The 15075-nt window shown below is 35.6% G+C and carries 13 protein-coding genes; 10 read left to right on the top strand and 3 right to left on the bottom strand.

Annotated elements, in window-relative coordinates; genetic code table 11:
- Positions 1-30: 30 nt before the first annotated feature.
- Positions 31-1716 carry a PNGase F N-terminal domain-containing protein gene (locus RT228_RS03725; RefSeq protein ID WP_259637927.1) on the bottom strand — a complete coding sequence of 562 codons (1686 nt, stop codon included), beginning with the start codon at positions 1714-1716 and terminating at the stop codon, positions 31-33.
- Between the two features lie 78 nt (positions 1717-1794).
- On the opposite strand from RT228_RS03725, the gene RT228_RS03720 reads away from it, so the two are divergent.
- The 4 genes from RT228_RS03720 (at position 1795) to RT228_RS03705 (ending at position 5482) form a co-directional block, all read left to right on the top strand.
- On the top strand, positions 1795-3078 hold the full coding sequence (locus RT228_RS03720) for a DUF2851 family protein (protein ID WP_259637928.1): 1284 nt from the start codon (positions 1795-1797) through the stop codon (positions 3076-3078).
- Between the two features lie 68 nt (positions 3079-3146).
- Entirely contained in the window at positions 3147-3368 is a 222-nt protein-coding gene (locus RT228_RS03715; RefSeq protein WP_006259613.1) for a hypothetical protein, read from the top strand.
- 63 nt (positions 3369-3431) lie between these two features.
- A complete protein-coding gene (locus tag RT228_RS03710) occupies positions 3432-4328 on the top strand; it encodes a ComEA family DNA-binding protein (RefSeq protein ID WP_313138471.1) in 897 nt (298 codons plus the stop codon).
- Positions 4329-4339: 11 nt separating this feature from the next.
- Positions 4340-5482, top strand: a complete 1143-nt coding sequence (locus tag RT228_RS03705; protein ID WP_006259611.1) for an acyl-CoA dehydrogenase family protein — start codon at positions 4340-4342, stop codon at positions 5480-5482.
- Between the two features lie 30 nt (positions 5483-5512).
- Here the strand turns inward: RT228_RS03705 and RT228_RS03700 are convergent, their stop codons facing one another.
- Together RT228_RS03700 and RT228_RS03695 are read right to left on the bottom strand one after the other, a co-directional pair.
- Entirely contained in the window at positions 5513-6691 is a 1179-nt protein-coding gene (locus tag RT228_RS03700; protein ID WP_006264679.1) for a cation:dicarboxylate symporter family transporter, read from the bottom strand.
- A gap of 49 nt (positions 6692-6740) precedes the next feature.
- Positions 6741-7895, bottom strand: a complete 1155-nt coding sequence (locus RT228_RS03695; RefSeq protein WP_058699090.1) for a dicarboxylate/amino acid:cation symporter — start codon at positions 7893-7895, stop codon at positions 6741-6743.
- 467 nt (positions 7896-8362) lie between these two features.
- Between RT228_RS03695 and RT228_RS03690 the strand changes: the two genes are divergently transcribed.
- The 6 genes from RT228_RS03690 to RT228_RS03665 all read left to right on the top strand — a co-directional run bounded on the left by RT228_RS03690 (position 8363) and on the right by RT228_RS03665 (position 15018).
- On the top strand, positions 8363-8863 hold the full coding sequence (locus tag RT228_RS03690) for a GNAT family N-acetyltransferase (protein ID WP_006259608.1): 501 nt from the start codon (positions 8363-8365) through the stop codon (positions 8861-8863).
- Between the two features lie 46 nt (positions 8864-8909).
- Positions 8910-9362: a hypothetical protein gene (locus RT228_RS03685; protein WP_006259607.1), complete on the top strand. Its 453-nt coding sequence runs from the start codon at positions 8910-8912 to the stop codon at positions 9360-9362.
- A gap of 935 nt (positions 9363-10297) precedes the next feature.
- Positions 10298-12430 (top strand): TonB-dependent receptor, encoded by a 2133-nt coding sequence (locus RT228_RS03680; RefSeq protein ID WP_006259605.1) that lies wholly within the window; start codon positions 10298-10300, stop codon positions 12428-12430.
- Positions 12431-12526: 96 nt separating this feature from the next.
- The gene (locus tag RT228_RS03675; RefSeq protein ID WP_006259604.1) at positions 12527-13147 is read left to right on the top strand and encodes a hypothetical protein; all 621 of its coding nucleotides are present in this window, start codon (positions 12527-12529) and stop codon (positions 13145-13147) included.
- Between the two features lie 45 nt (positions 13148-13192).
- Positions 13193-14275 carry a sensor histidine kinase gene (locus RT228_RS03670; protein WP_230486183.1) on the top strand — a complete coding sequence of 361 codons (1083 nt, stop codon included), beginning with the start codon at positions 13193-13195 and terminating at the stop codon, positions 14273-14275.
- Positions 14275-15018: a LytR/AlgR family response regulator transcription factor gene (locus RT228_RS03665; protein WP_006259602.1), complete on the top strand. Its 744-nt coding sequence runs from the start codon at positions 14275-14277 to the stop codon at positions 15016-15018. The genes RT228_RS03670 and RT228_RS03665 overlap by 1 nt, the downstream gene beginning before the upstream one ends.
- Positions 15019-15075 lie beyond the last annotated feature (57 nt).

Raw genomic sequence — 15075 nt, 5'->3', positions numbered from 1 at the left:
AGTTTTACTCTTTGTAAAACTGCGCTTTTTTTATTCTCCAAAGAGAACACCTGATACATTCCAATAACTAAAGCTATTACCTTCTCTTCTTCCTTGCGGTATTTTGACTTCTAATGTATGTGTACCTTTCTTTATATTTCCTAAAGGAACCCAAATAGGTGGTGTGACAGTGCCCGGACACCAGTTAGAACGACTGAGGTCAGATGAAGATAATCCACTCTCAAAATTACCAGAAGCTGGATTGTATTCTCTATAAGAGCCACAGTCTTGTCTCCATGGGAAGTAGTCTAACACTTTAGTAGAATCTAAGGTAATTGTATTTAGTTTAGGGTTAAATTCATCTCCATTCTCCCATCCGCCATGACCTGTTGTGATATACCTTAATCTAGCATTTTTGATATCAGTAGTTGTCGTAAAGGTTATTTTTAAACCTGTTGGAGAAGCAAACATAATAGGATAGTTCTGACCTGCCATCTCCATTAGATTAGTAGTGTTAAAGATAGGCATCATCGTTGTCGTTTTATTAGCGTTGCTTAGTCCGTCAGGATGGATAGTAATATCAGCACTTATTTTATGACCACCTTTATCATAATTGCCTATATATACCCCTACATACCATTCACTATTGCTTAATAAAGGTTGAAACTCAGAAATCTCCTGTCTATAATAGACTTTCTCTTGCCATGTATAATCTAGTACATCGATATGATTAAAGCCTTTGACACCGAATGGAGTGAAGAAGCGCATTAACTCTATAGGAGGTGTATAGTTTTGTGTAGCGATAACACCTTGAAATTTCTCTGACGAATCCTGATTCTGATAGATAGGGAGTACCTCTATACCTTGTTCTAAAGCATCCATAAAAGAAATTTCGTGATAGTGCGGTATTAAGAACACACTACCTGTTCTATCATAAGCATCACCGTTAGATTGTTCTGTTAAGTTGACAAATATCTGATCAGTCGGTTTTATAGCAGGTATTTTTACTCTAGTAACGATAACTGTTCCTTTAGCGAAGCGCATTAGATTTGGCTTATTAATAATAGAGTCAGAGAAATTGACCAAGTCATCTTCGAATAACTTAATTGTAGTGAATCTACTTTTCCATAACTCAGTTTTATAAGTTTTAATATCTACCTCATGAGTATCTTCTAGCTGTATATAGTCTTGTATATTCAGTTTTAAATCTTTGTTTATTTTATTAGCTATCGTTTTGTATGTACCATTGCGATCTATTTCTAACACTACCCCTAGATTAGCTCCTAATGACATAGGACTTCCTTTCGCTTTTAGATCGTTAGTGTACCATAAGGTGATTTTATTAGAATTAATTGTTATAGTCGCTTTATTGCATTTATAGCCTAATATTGTTTTGGTCTCTTTATGATGTGTGAAGGATTGGTTGGTGTTTGGAAGTACCATCTTTATTTTATTCTTCTTTGTTAGATGGGCTACACTGTATTGAATATTGTTTTTATAGTCGATATAAGTTTGTTCATAGGGATATTTTTCTAGCCCTACATCGAGTTGTTTTTTCTTAGCGATAAAAGCATTATCCTCATTTGCTATCAGTATTATAGGGTCTTCTACATTGACTATTTTATTATTGGAGTAAGTATAGTATTCTATAAGCGTATTTTGGTTAGGTTTTTGTGCGTATATAATACTAGAAGACAAGGTCATAGTAAGACAACTGAGGTAGAATAATATTCTCATGATTGTAGTTAGTGTGATTATAGTTTTTTATAAAAATAGAGAAAACGAATTGAATATAATCAATAAGCGAATACTTTTATGAAAGAAGCATTTCTACATTATGTTTGGGCAAATCAGTTGTTCAATTCTAAAGACTTATATACAACATCTAATGAATCTCTCAATATACTTTCTACAGGGACTTTTACAGGTCTAGATGGGCCTGACTTTTTTAATGCAAGAATATGCATTGCTGATCAGGAATGGGCGGGAAATGTAGAGATACATATTAAGGCTTCTGACTGGTATGCACATCATCACGAGCGAGATCAACGTTATGATAGTGTGATACTACACGTAGTTTGGGAATATGATATTCCAGTTTTTAGATTAGATGGCAGTGAGATATCTGTTTTCATTTTGAAGAACTATGTAGATCAACAAGTATTAGAGAAATGTACTCAACTCTTTTTGCGCAAGAATCACTTAAACTGTGAAGATAGCATAGGAGCAGTTGACCCATGTATCTGGACCTTCTGGAAAGAGAAGTTGTTTCTGGAACGGTTGATAGAAAAAACCAAACCAATGGAACAATTGCTTTTAGAAACAAATAATCATTGGGAACATGTATTCTTTTGTTTTCTAGCTAAGAGCTTTGGTTTGAACGCGAATGGCGAAGCATTCTATGATGCAGTAAGACATCTACCTATAGTGTCTATTTATAAACAATCCCAATCCTTGTTACAAATAGAAGCCCTATTGTTTGGAGTAACAGGTCTGTTAGAAGAAGAGTATGAGCTAGAGGATGACTACGTAAAAGACATAAAAAGAGAGTGGGCATTCTTAAGACATAAGTATACTATTTCAGTATCACCCCCATCCTCGATACGTTTCTTTCAGCTTAGACCACCTAATTTTCCTACTATTAGATTAGCACAGCTGAGTAGTTGGTTATATCACCAGCAGATCCCTGTTGTAAAGATACTGACAACAACAGATTTAAATTATTTCTATCAATTATTTGATATAAAAGTGAGTTCATATTGGGAGACACATTATGTATTTAATAAAGTAAGTAAGAAACAGGCTAAGAAGCTGACTAAAGACTTTATTGATTTAGTAATTATCAATGTCATTTTACCGATGCAGATTATTTATCAGAAGTCCATATCGCATGAAGATTACGATATTAGTGATATTATAACACTAGCCGAAAGCATAAAAGCGGAGAAGAACAGTATCGTCAGTTTATTCTCTAATTATAATATAACAGCGATTAATGCTGTAGATAGCCAAGCTCTAGTTCATCTGAAGAAGAAGTATTGTGATACTAATCGATGTATAGAGTGTGCTATAGGGAAAGAATTTCTCAAAAAAAGTTAATCATACACCATAGTTCACTTCGCTGTGATGGATATTGTTTATCTTTGTCTAGTTAATATGATATAGGTATGGTTACTAGTTTAAGACACTATTTCGAGAAAAGAGGATTCAGAGTATCTAGCCGTCTAGGGGATAGACTAGGGATGCGCGCTACTAGTGTACGTCTGTTCTTTATCTATTTATCATTCTTCACCTTAGGATTAGCTTTTGCTTTATATCTTACTTTAGCTTTTTTAGCTCGTATTAAAGACTTAATCTATACAAAGAGAACATCAGTGTTCGACCTATAAATCTCTTTGAATACTGTATGTGAGTTAGATAGTAATCTTGTAATTTTCCTGTAAAAAGAGGAGATGTTATCTAACTACAGAAAAAGATTTTACTACTACACGAAGTCACAGAAGCGAGGCCTTTTCTTTTTAGTGCTCCTTGTGATTGCCATTCAGCTTTATATCTATTATCCTAGGTCATCTGATCAACATATAGTTGATCAGTATTCTACCCTTTTTAACGATGAGTATCAGAAGCAGATTAGTCTCTTAGATAGTATTAATACTATTGCTATAGCTAAGCGAGATACGATCTATCCTTTTAACCCCAACTTTATTACAGATTATCGAGGCTTTGTTTTAGGAATGTCTACAGCGGAGATAGATCGGTTATTGTTATTCCGAAAGGAGAATAAGTATGTCAATTCTGCTAAAGAATTTCAACAAGTTACTCAAGTTTCAGACGAATGGCTGAAGACCTATAGTACTTATTTTAAGTTCCCAGATTGGGTGAATAACCCTAAGGTGAAACGAGAATATGTTGAGTATAGTAAGCCTAAAGTAGATGTCCCTGTAGTAGCAATATGTATAAATAGTGCAACTTTAGAAGACTTACAGAAAGTCAGAGGAATAGGCCCGTATTATGCAGATAAGATTATGAAAGAAAGGGAGAAGTACGGCGGTTTTGTGTCCATACAGCAGTTAAGGTTTGTGTATGGGCTTTCTGAAGAGGTTGTAAATGAATTATATAGGCATTTTAAAGTGATGAATGCCCCAACTGTTACAACTTTAAATATCAATGAAGCCTCTATAAATCAATTGAAAGAATTACCCTATATGAATTATTATATCGCAAGAGAAGTAGTTAAGCATAGGAGTATGAACGGATATTTTGTTAATAAAGAAGGATTACTACAAATTGAGAAATTCCCTATTGACAAAATTGATATAATTAGTTTATATTTGAGATTTACGAATTAAAACTATCAACCATGAATTTTGAATACAATGAAACTCAAGCAATGATTGCTCAATCTATAAGAGACTTTGCAGAACAACATATTCGTCCACATATTATGGAATGGGACGAAGCTCAAATCTTTCCTGTAGATTTATTTAAAAAACTAGGAGAGATGGGATATATGGGAGTTTTAGTTCCTGAAGAATACGGAGGATCGGGACTAGGTTACCACGAATATATCACTATCGTAGAAGAGATTTCTAAAGTTGACTCATCTATTGGTTTATCAGTAGCAGCACATAACTCATTATGTACTAATCATATTTTATCATTTGCCAATGAAGAACAAAAGAAAAGATGGTTACCTAAGCTAGCGACAGCAGAGTGGATTGGTGCATGGGGATTGACAGAGCACAACACTGGATCTGATGCAGGAGGTATGAGTACTACAGCTGTGAAAGATGGTGATCACTGGATCTTAAATGGAGCGAAGAACTTTATCACTCACGCTATCTCTGGTAACGTTGCAGTTGTTATCGTTCGTACAGGAGAGAAAGGTGATTCTCACGGGATGACAGCTTTCGTAGTAGAGAAGGGTACACCTGGATTCTCTAGTGGTAAGAAAGAAAATAAATTAGGAATGCGTGCATCTGAGACTGCAGAACTTATCTTTGATAACTGTCGTGTACCTGATGCTAACCGTTTAGGAGAAGTAGGAGAAGGGTTCATTCAAGCGATGAAAGTATTAGATGGAGGGCGTATCTCTATTGGTGCATTATCATTAGGTATTGCTAAAGGAGCTTATGAAGCGGCATTAAAATACTCAAAAGAGAGAGTTCAATTCGGAAAACCAATTAGCCAATTCCAAGCTATCGGTTTTAAATTAGCTGATATGGCTACTGAGATTGAGTGTTCTGAGTTATTATTACACAAAGCAGCTTTCTTAAAAAACAATAACAAACCGATGACTAAGATCGGAGCTATGGCGAAGATGTATGCGTCTGAAGTATGTGTGAAAGTATCTACAGAAGCGATCCAAATCCATGGAGGATATGGATATACTAAGGACTTCCCAGTAGAGAAGTTCTTCCGTGATTCGAAGTTGTGTACTATCGGAGAAGGAACTACAGAGATTCAAAAATTAGTTATCTCTCGTAACATTTTAAAAGACTAATCAGATTAGGCGATATATAAGAAAGGGAAGCTACTGAGCTTCCCTTTTTTGTTGTCGTTCATGGAATGCTGTCGCCATAAGACTTAATGCGCCATCACCCACTATATTACACGCAGTACCAAAACTGTCTTGTAGTGCGAATATGGTTAATACTAATGCTATCCCTGTATCATCGAAGCCCAGCATAGAGGTTATTAATCCTAAGGATGCCATTAGCGCTCCCCCAGGTACACCAGGTGCTCCTAGAGCGAATACGCCTAGCAAAAGCACAAAGAGAATCAATGTGCTAACATCAGGTAAATGCCCATAAAGGACTAAGGATACTGTCATCACAAAGAAGGTCTCTGTAACCATAGCACCACATAAGTGTACGTTAGAAAAGAACGGAATAGTGAAGTTCGTAATCTCTGGTTTCAGTACCTTGCTCTTATGTGCCGATTGTAGAGCCACACCTAAGCTAGCCGCTGAAGACATCGTGCCTAATGCTGTTAGATAGGTCGGTCCATAATGTCTGAGTACTTCCCATGGGTTCTTTTTAGCGTACAGACCTGCGATCGTGTATAAGATGGCGATCCATACGATATGAGCTAAGATCACGATGATAATCACGATTAAGAATATAGGTAATTGGGACTGTATGCTACCTACATAACTAAGCAAAGCAAAATTACATGCAATGTATAGAGGTAATAAAGGAACTAGTACTCTATTGACTAATAATAACACGATCTCTTTAAAATGATCGAAGGCGATTTCTAGTGGTTTAGACTGCGTCCATAGAATACCTAAACCTATCATGAGTGCAAGTACTAAGGAAGTCATCACATCGAATATAGGTGGAATGTCTAGTTTAAAAAGCATTTCAGGTAATGCTCTTCCCGTAGCAGCAGTAGAGGGGATATCTAGCCAAGGTAATATAGTGTATCCTAATGAACCACTGAATAGTCCTGCTCCCACACTCGATATATAGGCTATAGCTAGGGAGAACCCTATAATAACAGAAGACTTCTGATCTAGCTTAGCGATAGACGATACGATAAATCCTAAGATGATTAAAGGAACTAAAAATAAGATTAATTGCCCTAAAATATGTTTCGTTGACAAGATGACTTGAAGTAGAATATCATTTAGATAAGGTCCTACTAATAGACCGATGATTACTCCTGATATTAATCTAACGATAGTATTGTTTACTAATTTCTTTAGCATAGCGTAGAAGGTATAAAAAAGGGAAAGCACAGGCCCTCCCTCATTATCTTTATTTATCACTGTATTTTGTTACCATAAGGCTAAGTGCTCCATCTCCTGTAATATTACATGCAGTACCGAAGCTATCTTGTAATGCAAATATCGTTAAGGTTAATGCAATACCAGCATCGTCAAAACCTAGTACGGAAGCGATGATACCTAATGAGGCCATTACAGTACCGCCAGGTACACCAGGTGCTCCGATAGCGAAAATACCTAGTAGTAGTACGAATAAGATCATCGTACCCAGCGTAGGTAATGTACCATATAACACTTGAGATACAGTCATCACGAAGAATACTTCTGTCAATACTGATCCACATAAGTGTATATTAGAGAAGAACGGAATAGTGAAGTTCGTGATCTCAGGTTTTAGCACTTTACTTTTGTGTGCAGACTGTAGTGCTACACCTAGAGAAGCCGCTGAAGACATCGTCCCTACTGCTGTTAGGTAAGCAGGAGGATAGTGTTTAATAACTTCCCATGGATTCTTACCAGAGTATATCCCTGCTATCGTATATAACACACCTAACCAAATGAAGTGTGCCACTATCACGATAAGAATCACAGTTAAGAACACAGGTAGCTGTGACTGTATAGACCCTTCATAACTAAGTAATGCAAAGTTTGCCATAATATAGAATGGCAATACAGGTACTAATACTCTATTCACTAATAATAGTACGATACCTTTAAAAGAATCAAATGCACGCTCTAGTGGTTTAGACTCTGTCCATAGAATACCGATACCAATCATTAAGGCAAGTGTCAGAGAAGTCATTACTCCAAAAACTGGCGGTATATCTAGCTTAAACAACATCGCAGGAAGCTCCTTAAGAGTCTCCACATTGTTCTCTATCTGTAAGTGAGGGATAATGTTAAACCCTAGTGTACTACTAAAGAACCCTGCTCCGATACTAGATAAGTAAGCAATAATAATAGAGAAACCGATTATACCAGTCTGTCCCTTGTCTAGTTTAGCGATAGAAGATACTACGAATCCTAGAATGATCAGCGGTACTAAGAACAGAATGATCTGACCTAGTATATGTCTCGTTGATAAGATGATTTGTAGTAAGCTGTCTGTAAGATATGGTCCTATGACTAGACCAACTATCACCCCTAGTAAAAGTTTTACTATTGTATTACTAAAGAATTTCTTCATGTTCTGATACCTGTATTTTTGATTAAAGTACTAAATTATTCAAAGCAAAGATATTTATAAACCTTGTTTTTTATTAGTCATTTTCAGAATATACCATATATATGGTAGTCGAGGTAGGGAGGTATAATATAGGATGTTAGTAATGATATGTTTTTGTTGATATAGTTTGGTTCGGAGACAGATTTAGTGTCGTTCGGAAAAGGGGTCTTTATCCTAGTAAAAACCGAGGTTTTTCCGAACAACTTCCGAACAATGTGCTTAGTAAAGCGTAACCAATTTCTTGTAAGCCTTGTCAATAAAGAGTTGATAAGGATTATCGTTTTCTCATAAATATCTATTTTAACCAAATCAGATCATTTTCTCCAAAGTAGGTCAACTCTAAAATGAATAGGGTGTTTATAAGGAGTTTATGAATTGTTACTTCATTAAATATTCGTAATATTAACCTATTGGAAATATGAATAGGCATGAAGAGCGTTTTAGAAACAGATCGATTAGCATTAAGAGAATTAACTACTGCAGATGCAGCGCACTTTTATCAACTAAACCTTAATCCTAATGTGATGCGCTATACAGGAGATGATGCTTTTGACAGTGTGGATGATGCGCATACTTTCTTAGCTAATTATAGCGATTATGAGAGAAACGGATATGGACGATGGGCAGTTATTCGTAAGGAAGACAATGCGTTCTTAGGATGGTGTGGGCTGAAGTACAATGCTGATATAGATAAGACAGATATAGGCTTTCGCTTCTATGAGGAGCATTGGAATATGGGGTATGCTACCGAGAGCGCAAAGGCGTGTTTAGAATATGGATTTACAACCTTAGGGCTACACTGTATTATTGGTAGAGCGATGAAAGAGAATATCGCATCGATTAAAGTATTAGAGAAAATAGAACTAGTCTATGAGAATGATTTTGACTTCGATGAGCATATAGGCGTGTTGTATGTAATAGCACAGTAGAGGCGGCAATACTTTTTGACTAAATAGTATAAAAAATAGAACTGAAATGGATAAAGAAATAAAAGAATATACAAAGCAAGAATTAGGGATATCAGCTATGTCTATTGGCCAATTAAAACGGATAAGAGTATTAGCAAAAGCGTTATTAATCTTAATTTTATCACAGGTATTGTTAGTAATACTATTTGATCTTTTTTTAAGTGATACACTTCAACCTTTAATGAGTCAATTTTTCCTTATCATAATAGCGGGTTTTATAGATGGTAAATTGTTTGGTTTAGGATTGTGTTTCTTATTAGCCTTCTTAATATTTGTGTATATATGTTATCTTCTATATAGATTTAGTACATCTTTAAAAATAGCTTTAGAGATGAAGAACAGTAATAAGTTAGAATATAGTTTAGGTAATCTTAGTAGGATAACTATACTTATCACTAGTTCTGTTTTAGTAGGTATTATTACTGCATTTATAATTTTTTTCTCAGTTATTAAGTCATGAATAATCAAGTAAATCAACATAGTGAAGATAGCAATCAAAAGTTAGTGCTAACAGAACAATCACTACTCTACTTAAAACGTATTAGTAAGTGGGTTATACCTTTAATTGTTGTATGTGGAGTCATTAGTTTAGTCAGTTTTTTTGAACTATTTGTGAGGTTATCAAAACAAGAATATCTGCCTGTTTTAATGAATCTGTTAAGTTTTGTATTAAGTAGTTATTCATGTATGCATTTGTTCTTTTTAAGTAGACGAATCAGAAAGACCATTATTCATAATTCTGAAGAATTTTTAGAAGACACTTTCAGTACTATTCGAAAGTTATTGTTTGTTTTCTGTTTATTCTTTATAATTAATTTAGTTATGACAGTCATTATAGGATTCGTAAGATAGAGAAGTAGGAGAATGATTTTGACTTCGATGGTCATGTAGGTGTATTGTATGTAATAACACGGTAGAAACATAATACTTTGTGTCTAACATAATACATTCTTAATGATGATCCTTATTTGATGTAAGATACTAATGAATTGTTTCTCATAAGCTTTTTTTAAAAGAATAGCTCTATCTGTCTAGTATGTCATTCCGACGAAGGAGGAATCTCATATTATAAGACATGCTGTATATGATACAAAGTGTTATGTTTTAAACCTAATCTGTTCAATATAGCATTCTTTATCTGAGTTAGTATACGAAAAACGGTTAATAGTATAAAAGCTATTAACCGTTTTTTTATGGCTATAAGTCAACAAGAATAAATAAACACCTCAATGTACTAGAGTTTATCCACATCACTAAAACTGTGAACCGCGAACTGATAACAGTAAACTGTTAACCAATCCCCATTCGCGCAGTAAATACTCCCATTCGCGCACTCGTTTTTTTAGAAGTTGTGTTGTCAGATTACGTTTGTGATAGAGTTAATCAAGAAGAAAGATGAGAACACTACTATGTTTGTTATTAACCATGTGTTTAGGTGCTTTACAGGCACAACAGATTCAACTATCGGGTACAGTGGTAAACGATAAGAATAAACCAATCGAGAATGTGAATGTATACCTTGAAGATAGCTTTGAAGGAGGATTGACCGATGCGAAAGGGCATTTCAGTTTTATAGTTACAGATACAGTAGTGAGTGGCGTACTGAAGTTAATGCACCCACAGTATGGCAATCTAGATGTAGAGATCAATACAAAGGAGAATTATAATGAACATTTTGTGTTAAGTGGGCAAGATGAGGTGATGGGAGAGATACTTATTACTACGAATAGTAAGAATAAGAGAGGACGCGCAGAGAGTATAGGATTAAATGCGATGGATGTAGTGAGTACTGCGGGTAGCCCTGGTAATATTATGGGAGTCCTAAGTACCATGCCAGGAGCGCAGACCAATGGAGAAGATGGGAGGCTACTGATACGTGGAGGTAGAGCAGAGGAGAGTGGTATATTCGTCAATGGTGTAAGGGTGTTTCAGCCTTATACTTCTTCGGTGGGTAATGTACCTGTGCGTTCTAAGTTTAATCCATTTCTGTTTAAGGGAATGTCCTTCTCAGCAGGAGGGTATAGCGCAGAGTTTGGAGATGCGCTATCAGGAGTATTACAGTTAGATACATCAGATGAGATAGATCCTTCACGTAGAGATTACTCTATCTCTACTGTAGGAGGGAGCTTCGCGCAGACACATCAGTGGGGCAAGAACTCGCTGTCATATAGTCTAAACTATCTAAACTTAGGAGCCTATACTGCAGTGGTAAGACAGCGATATAATACTAAAAAACCATTCTCTACAGCTTCTGGAGAGATGATGTATAAGCGCGAGATTAAGGACGGAGGATATAAACTATATACTGCTGTAGACTTCTCTACCATTAAGTATGAGCAAGAGATACAACCAAGTAATCGAGTAGATACACTAGGCTTTAAGTCGAGTAATGTGTATATGAATAGTGTGTTCTTTAAGAAGCTTACTCCTTATATGAGACTTGATATTGGTACAGGGTTAGGGTATATGGATTATACAGGAGATAGCAATGATTTGAGTGTAAAGAAGATTAGTTGGGATGTGAATCAGAAGGTGAAGTTGTCTTATCAGTGGAATGGGCAGTTTCAGTTTTTTGTTGGGGTAGATGTACAGGCTTCTAAGTTAGATTTGACGAGAAGTAAAGGAAGTAGAGCAGAAGACTTAGGTACGGATGCGAATAGATGGGCATTGTTTTTTGAGAACAATTGGAAGATAACATCAGACTTGTCATTGAGAGCTGGTTTGAGAACGAGTAAGTATTCAGAGATAGAAGATTGGACAGTGGAGCCACGAGCGATGCTGACGTATCAGATGACATCTAAGCATCAGATGTCTTTCTCTTATGGGGTGTTTAATCAAGCGATGAACTTAGAACAGTCATTAGCAGTGAAACAAGAAGACTGGATGCAGGCTAATCATTATATACTGAACTATACTTATGAGTTTAGAAAACGTCTATTGAGAGCAGAGATGTTCTATAAAGATTACAGTAAGTTGTTATTAACTCCACTGGGTAAACCAAGTGAGTATGCACAGTTAGGAGAGGGGTATGCAAAGGGATTTGATTTGTTTTGGAAAGATAATATCACGTTTAAGAATTTTAGCTATTGGGTAACCTATACTTACATTGACTCTCAACGTAAAGAGATGTATTGGAACGAATGGATACAGCCGTCTTATGTAGTGAAGCACAATTTCTCTGTGGTGACGAAGTACTGGATAGAGCAATGGAAGTCTCAGGTGAGTATGACGTATAACTACAGTAGCCCACGTCACTTTCACGATATAAATACAACTAATAAAGCTACTTATGAGAGTAGTCCCATACACAATGTAAGTATGAGCTGGGCTTATCTATTCAGTGGGCAAAAGATAGTGTACTTATCAGTAGATAATTTGTTAGGACGCAATCCTGTGTATGCTTATCAGTTTAATCAACGAGGGGGACAACCTGATATCACAAATGCCTCTGCAAAGCGATTTATATATGTAGGGTTTATGTGGACAATAAGTGCTGATAAGAAGAAAAACCAATTAGAGAATTTGTAAAACAACTTAAACATTAGAAACAACAGTTCGCGCAGTTCGTTTTTTAAAGATTTGATAGTCAGTGTAGATTTGTTGTGTAATTAAATAATTAGAAAGATGAAAAAGTTATTGATTTTATTATTCAGTGTATTTAGTGTAATGAGTTTCGGACAATCTAAATACGAGGCAGGAATGCAAAAAGCGATGCAACAATGGCAAAGTGGGCAATCGAAAGAAGCAGTGGCTATGCTAGACCGCATAGCGATGTCTGATAAAGAGAATTGGATACCAGTGTACTACAAGGTGTTTATAAGTATCACAGGAGGGTTTAGTAATCCGCAGGCTGATAATATAGAAGATATCGTAGCAGCTAACCGCGTACTAATAGACCAATGGTTAGAAAAGGGAGGAAGTGAGTGGTATGTATTAAAAGGAATGAATGAGACACTAGAGTTAATTACTGATCCGATGAATAAGGGGATGGTACAGACTCCAATTATCAATAAAGCGTATGATAAGTCGATAGAGTTAGATCCTACTAATCCGAGAGCGGTGTACTCTGTGGCAAGTTTTCAGATTAATAGCGCTAAGTTTATGAAGGTAGATATGACTTATTACTGTAAGATGCTAGAGAAGTCGATAGAGCTATTCGATAAACAGAAGAGTGATGTGCCATTTTATCCATCATGGGGGAAAGATTGGGCATTAAAAACACAAGAATTGTGTAAAGGGAAATAATTGTTACTGTCTTTGTTGTAATTTAGATTTTTATACATGAGAACTATGGTTATTAATTGGCGTCGACATATTCTATTAGCTACCAGCTTTGGATTGATTTTAAGTTTAATGATATCTTACTATTCTTTTCAAGATAAAGGGATGAGTTTTTTTGAGTTGTTTGGTAATGCTCGTTTTCAAAAAGCTACATTCTCTTCATTTGTATTATCAGTACTGATCTATCTGTCTAATTTTATTACAAGCACTTTAGTTTGTTGGGGGATAGAGAGGCATGAAAAAAAGATAAAAGGACAGTTAAGTAAGAAGGTTAGTAATATAGCGTTCTTTATAAATGGTATCATTACTTCTGTTACTGCCTATTATCTGTTCTTAGCTATAATGCTCAATATCTTTTATGGTTTATCGTTTAAAGACTTTTACAATGGAGATCATATGCGCTTTGGTAACTTCTTAGCAATTGTGTTGATTAGTGTATTTATTTTACTTGTTGTATTCATATTTGCTTATAATGATCAATTAAGGTTGTTAGAGTTGAAGAATAAGGAAATAGAGATAGAATTACAGAAGAGTCAGATAGAGAGTATGAAAGAGCAGCTATCGCCACACTTCTTGTTTAACAATATGAATGTACTGATAAGTACAATACAAGAGGATCCTGTTAAGGCAGAACAGTTCGCCCGTTCGTTCTCTAAAATTTATAGGTATGTATTAGAAAGATTAGACAATACATCATGTGCTCTATCTGATGAGGTAGCTTTTATAAAAGACTATGTATATCTACTCAATGTGCGTTATGATAATGCTATTGATTTCAGAATTAGTGATGAGGTGATGCACTATAGCGATATACAAGTACCTACGTTATGTCTACAGATTTTGATAGAGAATGTAGTAAAGCACAATATAATTCCTTCTGATGGAAAAATTAGTGTGATACTTACTGTAGAAGATAATGGTTTAGTGCTGTGGAATGAAAGATGTGCGAAGCCTAAACAAGTAGATTCAACTGGATTAGGACTTCAGAATTTGTCTAAGCGAAGTCTGTTGTTGTTTAAACAAGATATTGTGATAAAAGATTTAGAAGATAGTTTTAGCGTTAGAATACCTTTAGTTAGAAAAGACAGCTGATGAAAATAGTAATTATAGAAGACGAGAAGCCTGCAGCAAGGCTGTTAAGTAGAGAATTAGAAAAACTTGGGTTAGAAGTACAGCATACGCTGTATTCTGTAAGTGAGGCTATCCCTTGGTTTGTGCAACATGAGCACCCAGACTTGATATTTGCTGATATACAGTTAGCGGATGGGCTGTCATTAGAGATATTCGAACAAGTAGAGATTAAGAGTGCTATCATCTTTGTCACAAGTTTTGATCACTATGCGATTAAGGCATTTAAACTAAACAGCATTGATTATCTACTAAAGCCAATAGAGCCAACAGAACTATTAGGTGCTATTAATAAATACAAGTCACAACAACGCAGTACAACACAGACCGTAGAAAACCTTAGGCAAAGTATAGGTGGGAATAGTTATGCAAAACGGCTGATGATAAAAGTGGGGATGCAGATAAAGATGGTGTTGGTAGATGAGGTGGTGTGTTTTTATAGAGAGGATAGAGGAGTGTATGTCTCTACAGTAGAAGGAAAGACTCATCTGCTAGAAGAAGGCTCTATAGAAGCAGCTATTAAAATGGTCAACCCAGAGAAGTTCTTTCGAGTGAATAGATCTCAAGTAGTGTGTATCGATTATATAGAACAGATCGTACAACTGTCTACTGCTCGATTAAAACTAACGATGAGGAATTATACAGATGAGGTGATTGTGAGTAGAGAAAGAGTGAGTGAATTTAAGAGCTGGTTAGCGGAGAATTAGTAAGAAGTAAAAAGGATAATAGTAGTCCTAGATTTATTTAGTAATTTGGTGAGGATA

The sequence above is a fragment of the Myroides sp. genome, assembly GCF_032073645.1.
Taxonomy (GTDB): domain Bacteria; phylum Bacteroidota; class Bacteroidia; order Flavobacteriales; family Flavobacteriaceae; genus Flavobacterium; species Flavobacterium odoratimimum.
Note: the sequence above shows the minus strand (reverse complement) of the source record. Positions and strands in the feature narration are given on the sequence as shown.

What these genes read in the sequence shown, in the direction of transcription:
- RT228_RS03695 (WP_058699090.1), bottom strand. Translation starts at nt 7,895, where the DNA reads ATGAAGAAATTCTTTAGTAATACAATAGTAAAACTTTTACTAGGGGTG.
- RT228_RS03685 (WP_006259607.1), top strand. Translation starts at nt 8,910, where the DNA reads ATGGATAAAGAAATAAAAGAATATACAAAGCAAGAATTAGGGATATCA.
- RT228_RS03670 (WP_230486183.1), top strand. Translation starts at nt 13,193, where the DNA reads ATGGTTATTAATTGGCGTCGACATATTCTATTAGCTACCAGCTTTGGA.
- RT228_RS03715 (WP_006259613.1), top strand. Translation starts at nt 3,147, where the DNA reads ATGGTTACTAGTTTAAGACACTATTTCGAGAAAAGAGGATTCAGAGTA.
- RT228_RS03725 (WP_259637927.1), bottom strand. Translation starts at nt 1,716, where the DNA reads ATGAGAATATTATTCTACCTCAGTTGTCTTACTATGACCTTGTCTTCT.
- RT228_RS03710 (WP_313138471.1), top strand. Translation starts at nt 3,432, where the DNA reads ATGTTATCTAACTACAGAAAAAGATTTTACTACTACACGAAGTCACAG.
- RT228_RS03675 (WP_006259604.1), top strand. Translation starts at nt 12,527, where the DNA reads ATGAAAAAGTTATTGATTTTATTATTCAGTGTATTTAGTGTAATGAGT.
- RT228_RS03680 (WP_006259605.1), top strand. Translation starts at nt 10,298, where the DNA reads ATGAGAACACTACTATGTTTGTTATTAACCATGTGTTTAGGTGCTTTA.
- RT228_RS03720 (WP_259637928.1), top strand. Translation starts at nt 1,795, where the DNA reads ATGAAAGAAGCATTTCTACATTATGTTTGGGCAAATCAGTTGTTCAAT.
- RT228_RS03665 (WP_006259602.1), top strand. Translation starts at nt 14,275, where the DNA reads ATGAAAATAGTAATTATAGAAGACGAGAAGCCTGCAGCAAGGCTGTTA.
- RT228_RS03700 (WP_006264679.1), bottom strand. Translation starts at nt 6,691, where the DNA reads ATGCTAAAGAAATTAGTAAACAATACTATCGTTAGATTAATATCAGGA.
- RT228_RS03690 (WP_006259608.1), top strand. Translation starts at nt 8,363, where the DNA reads ATGAAGAGCGTTTTAGAAACAGATCGATTAGCATTAAGAGAATTAACT.
- RT228_RS03705 (WP_006259611.1), top strand. Translation starts at nt 4,340, where the DNA reads ATGAATTTTGAATACAATGAAACTCAAGCAATGATTGCTCAATCTATA.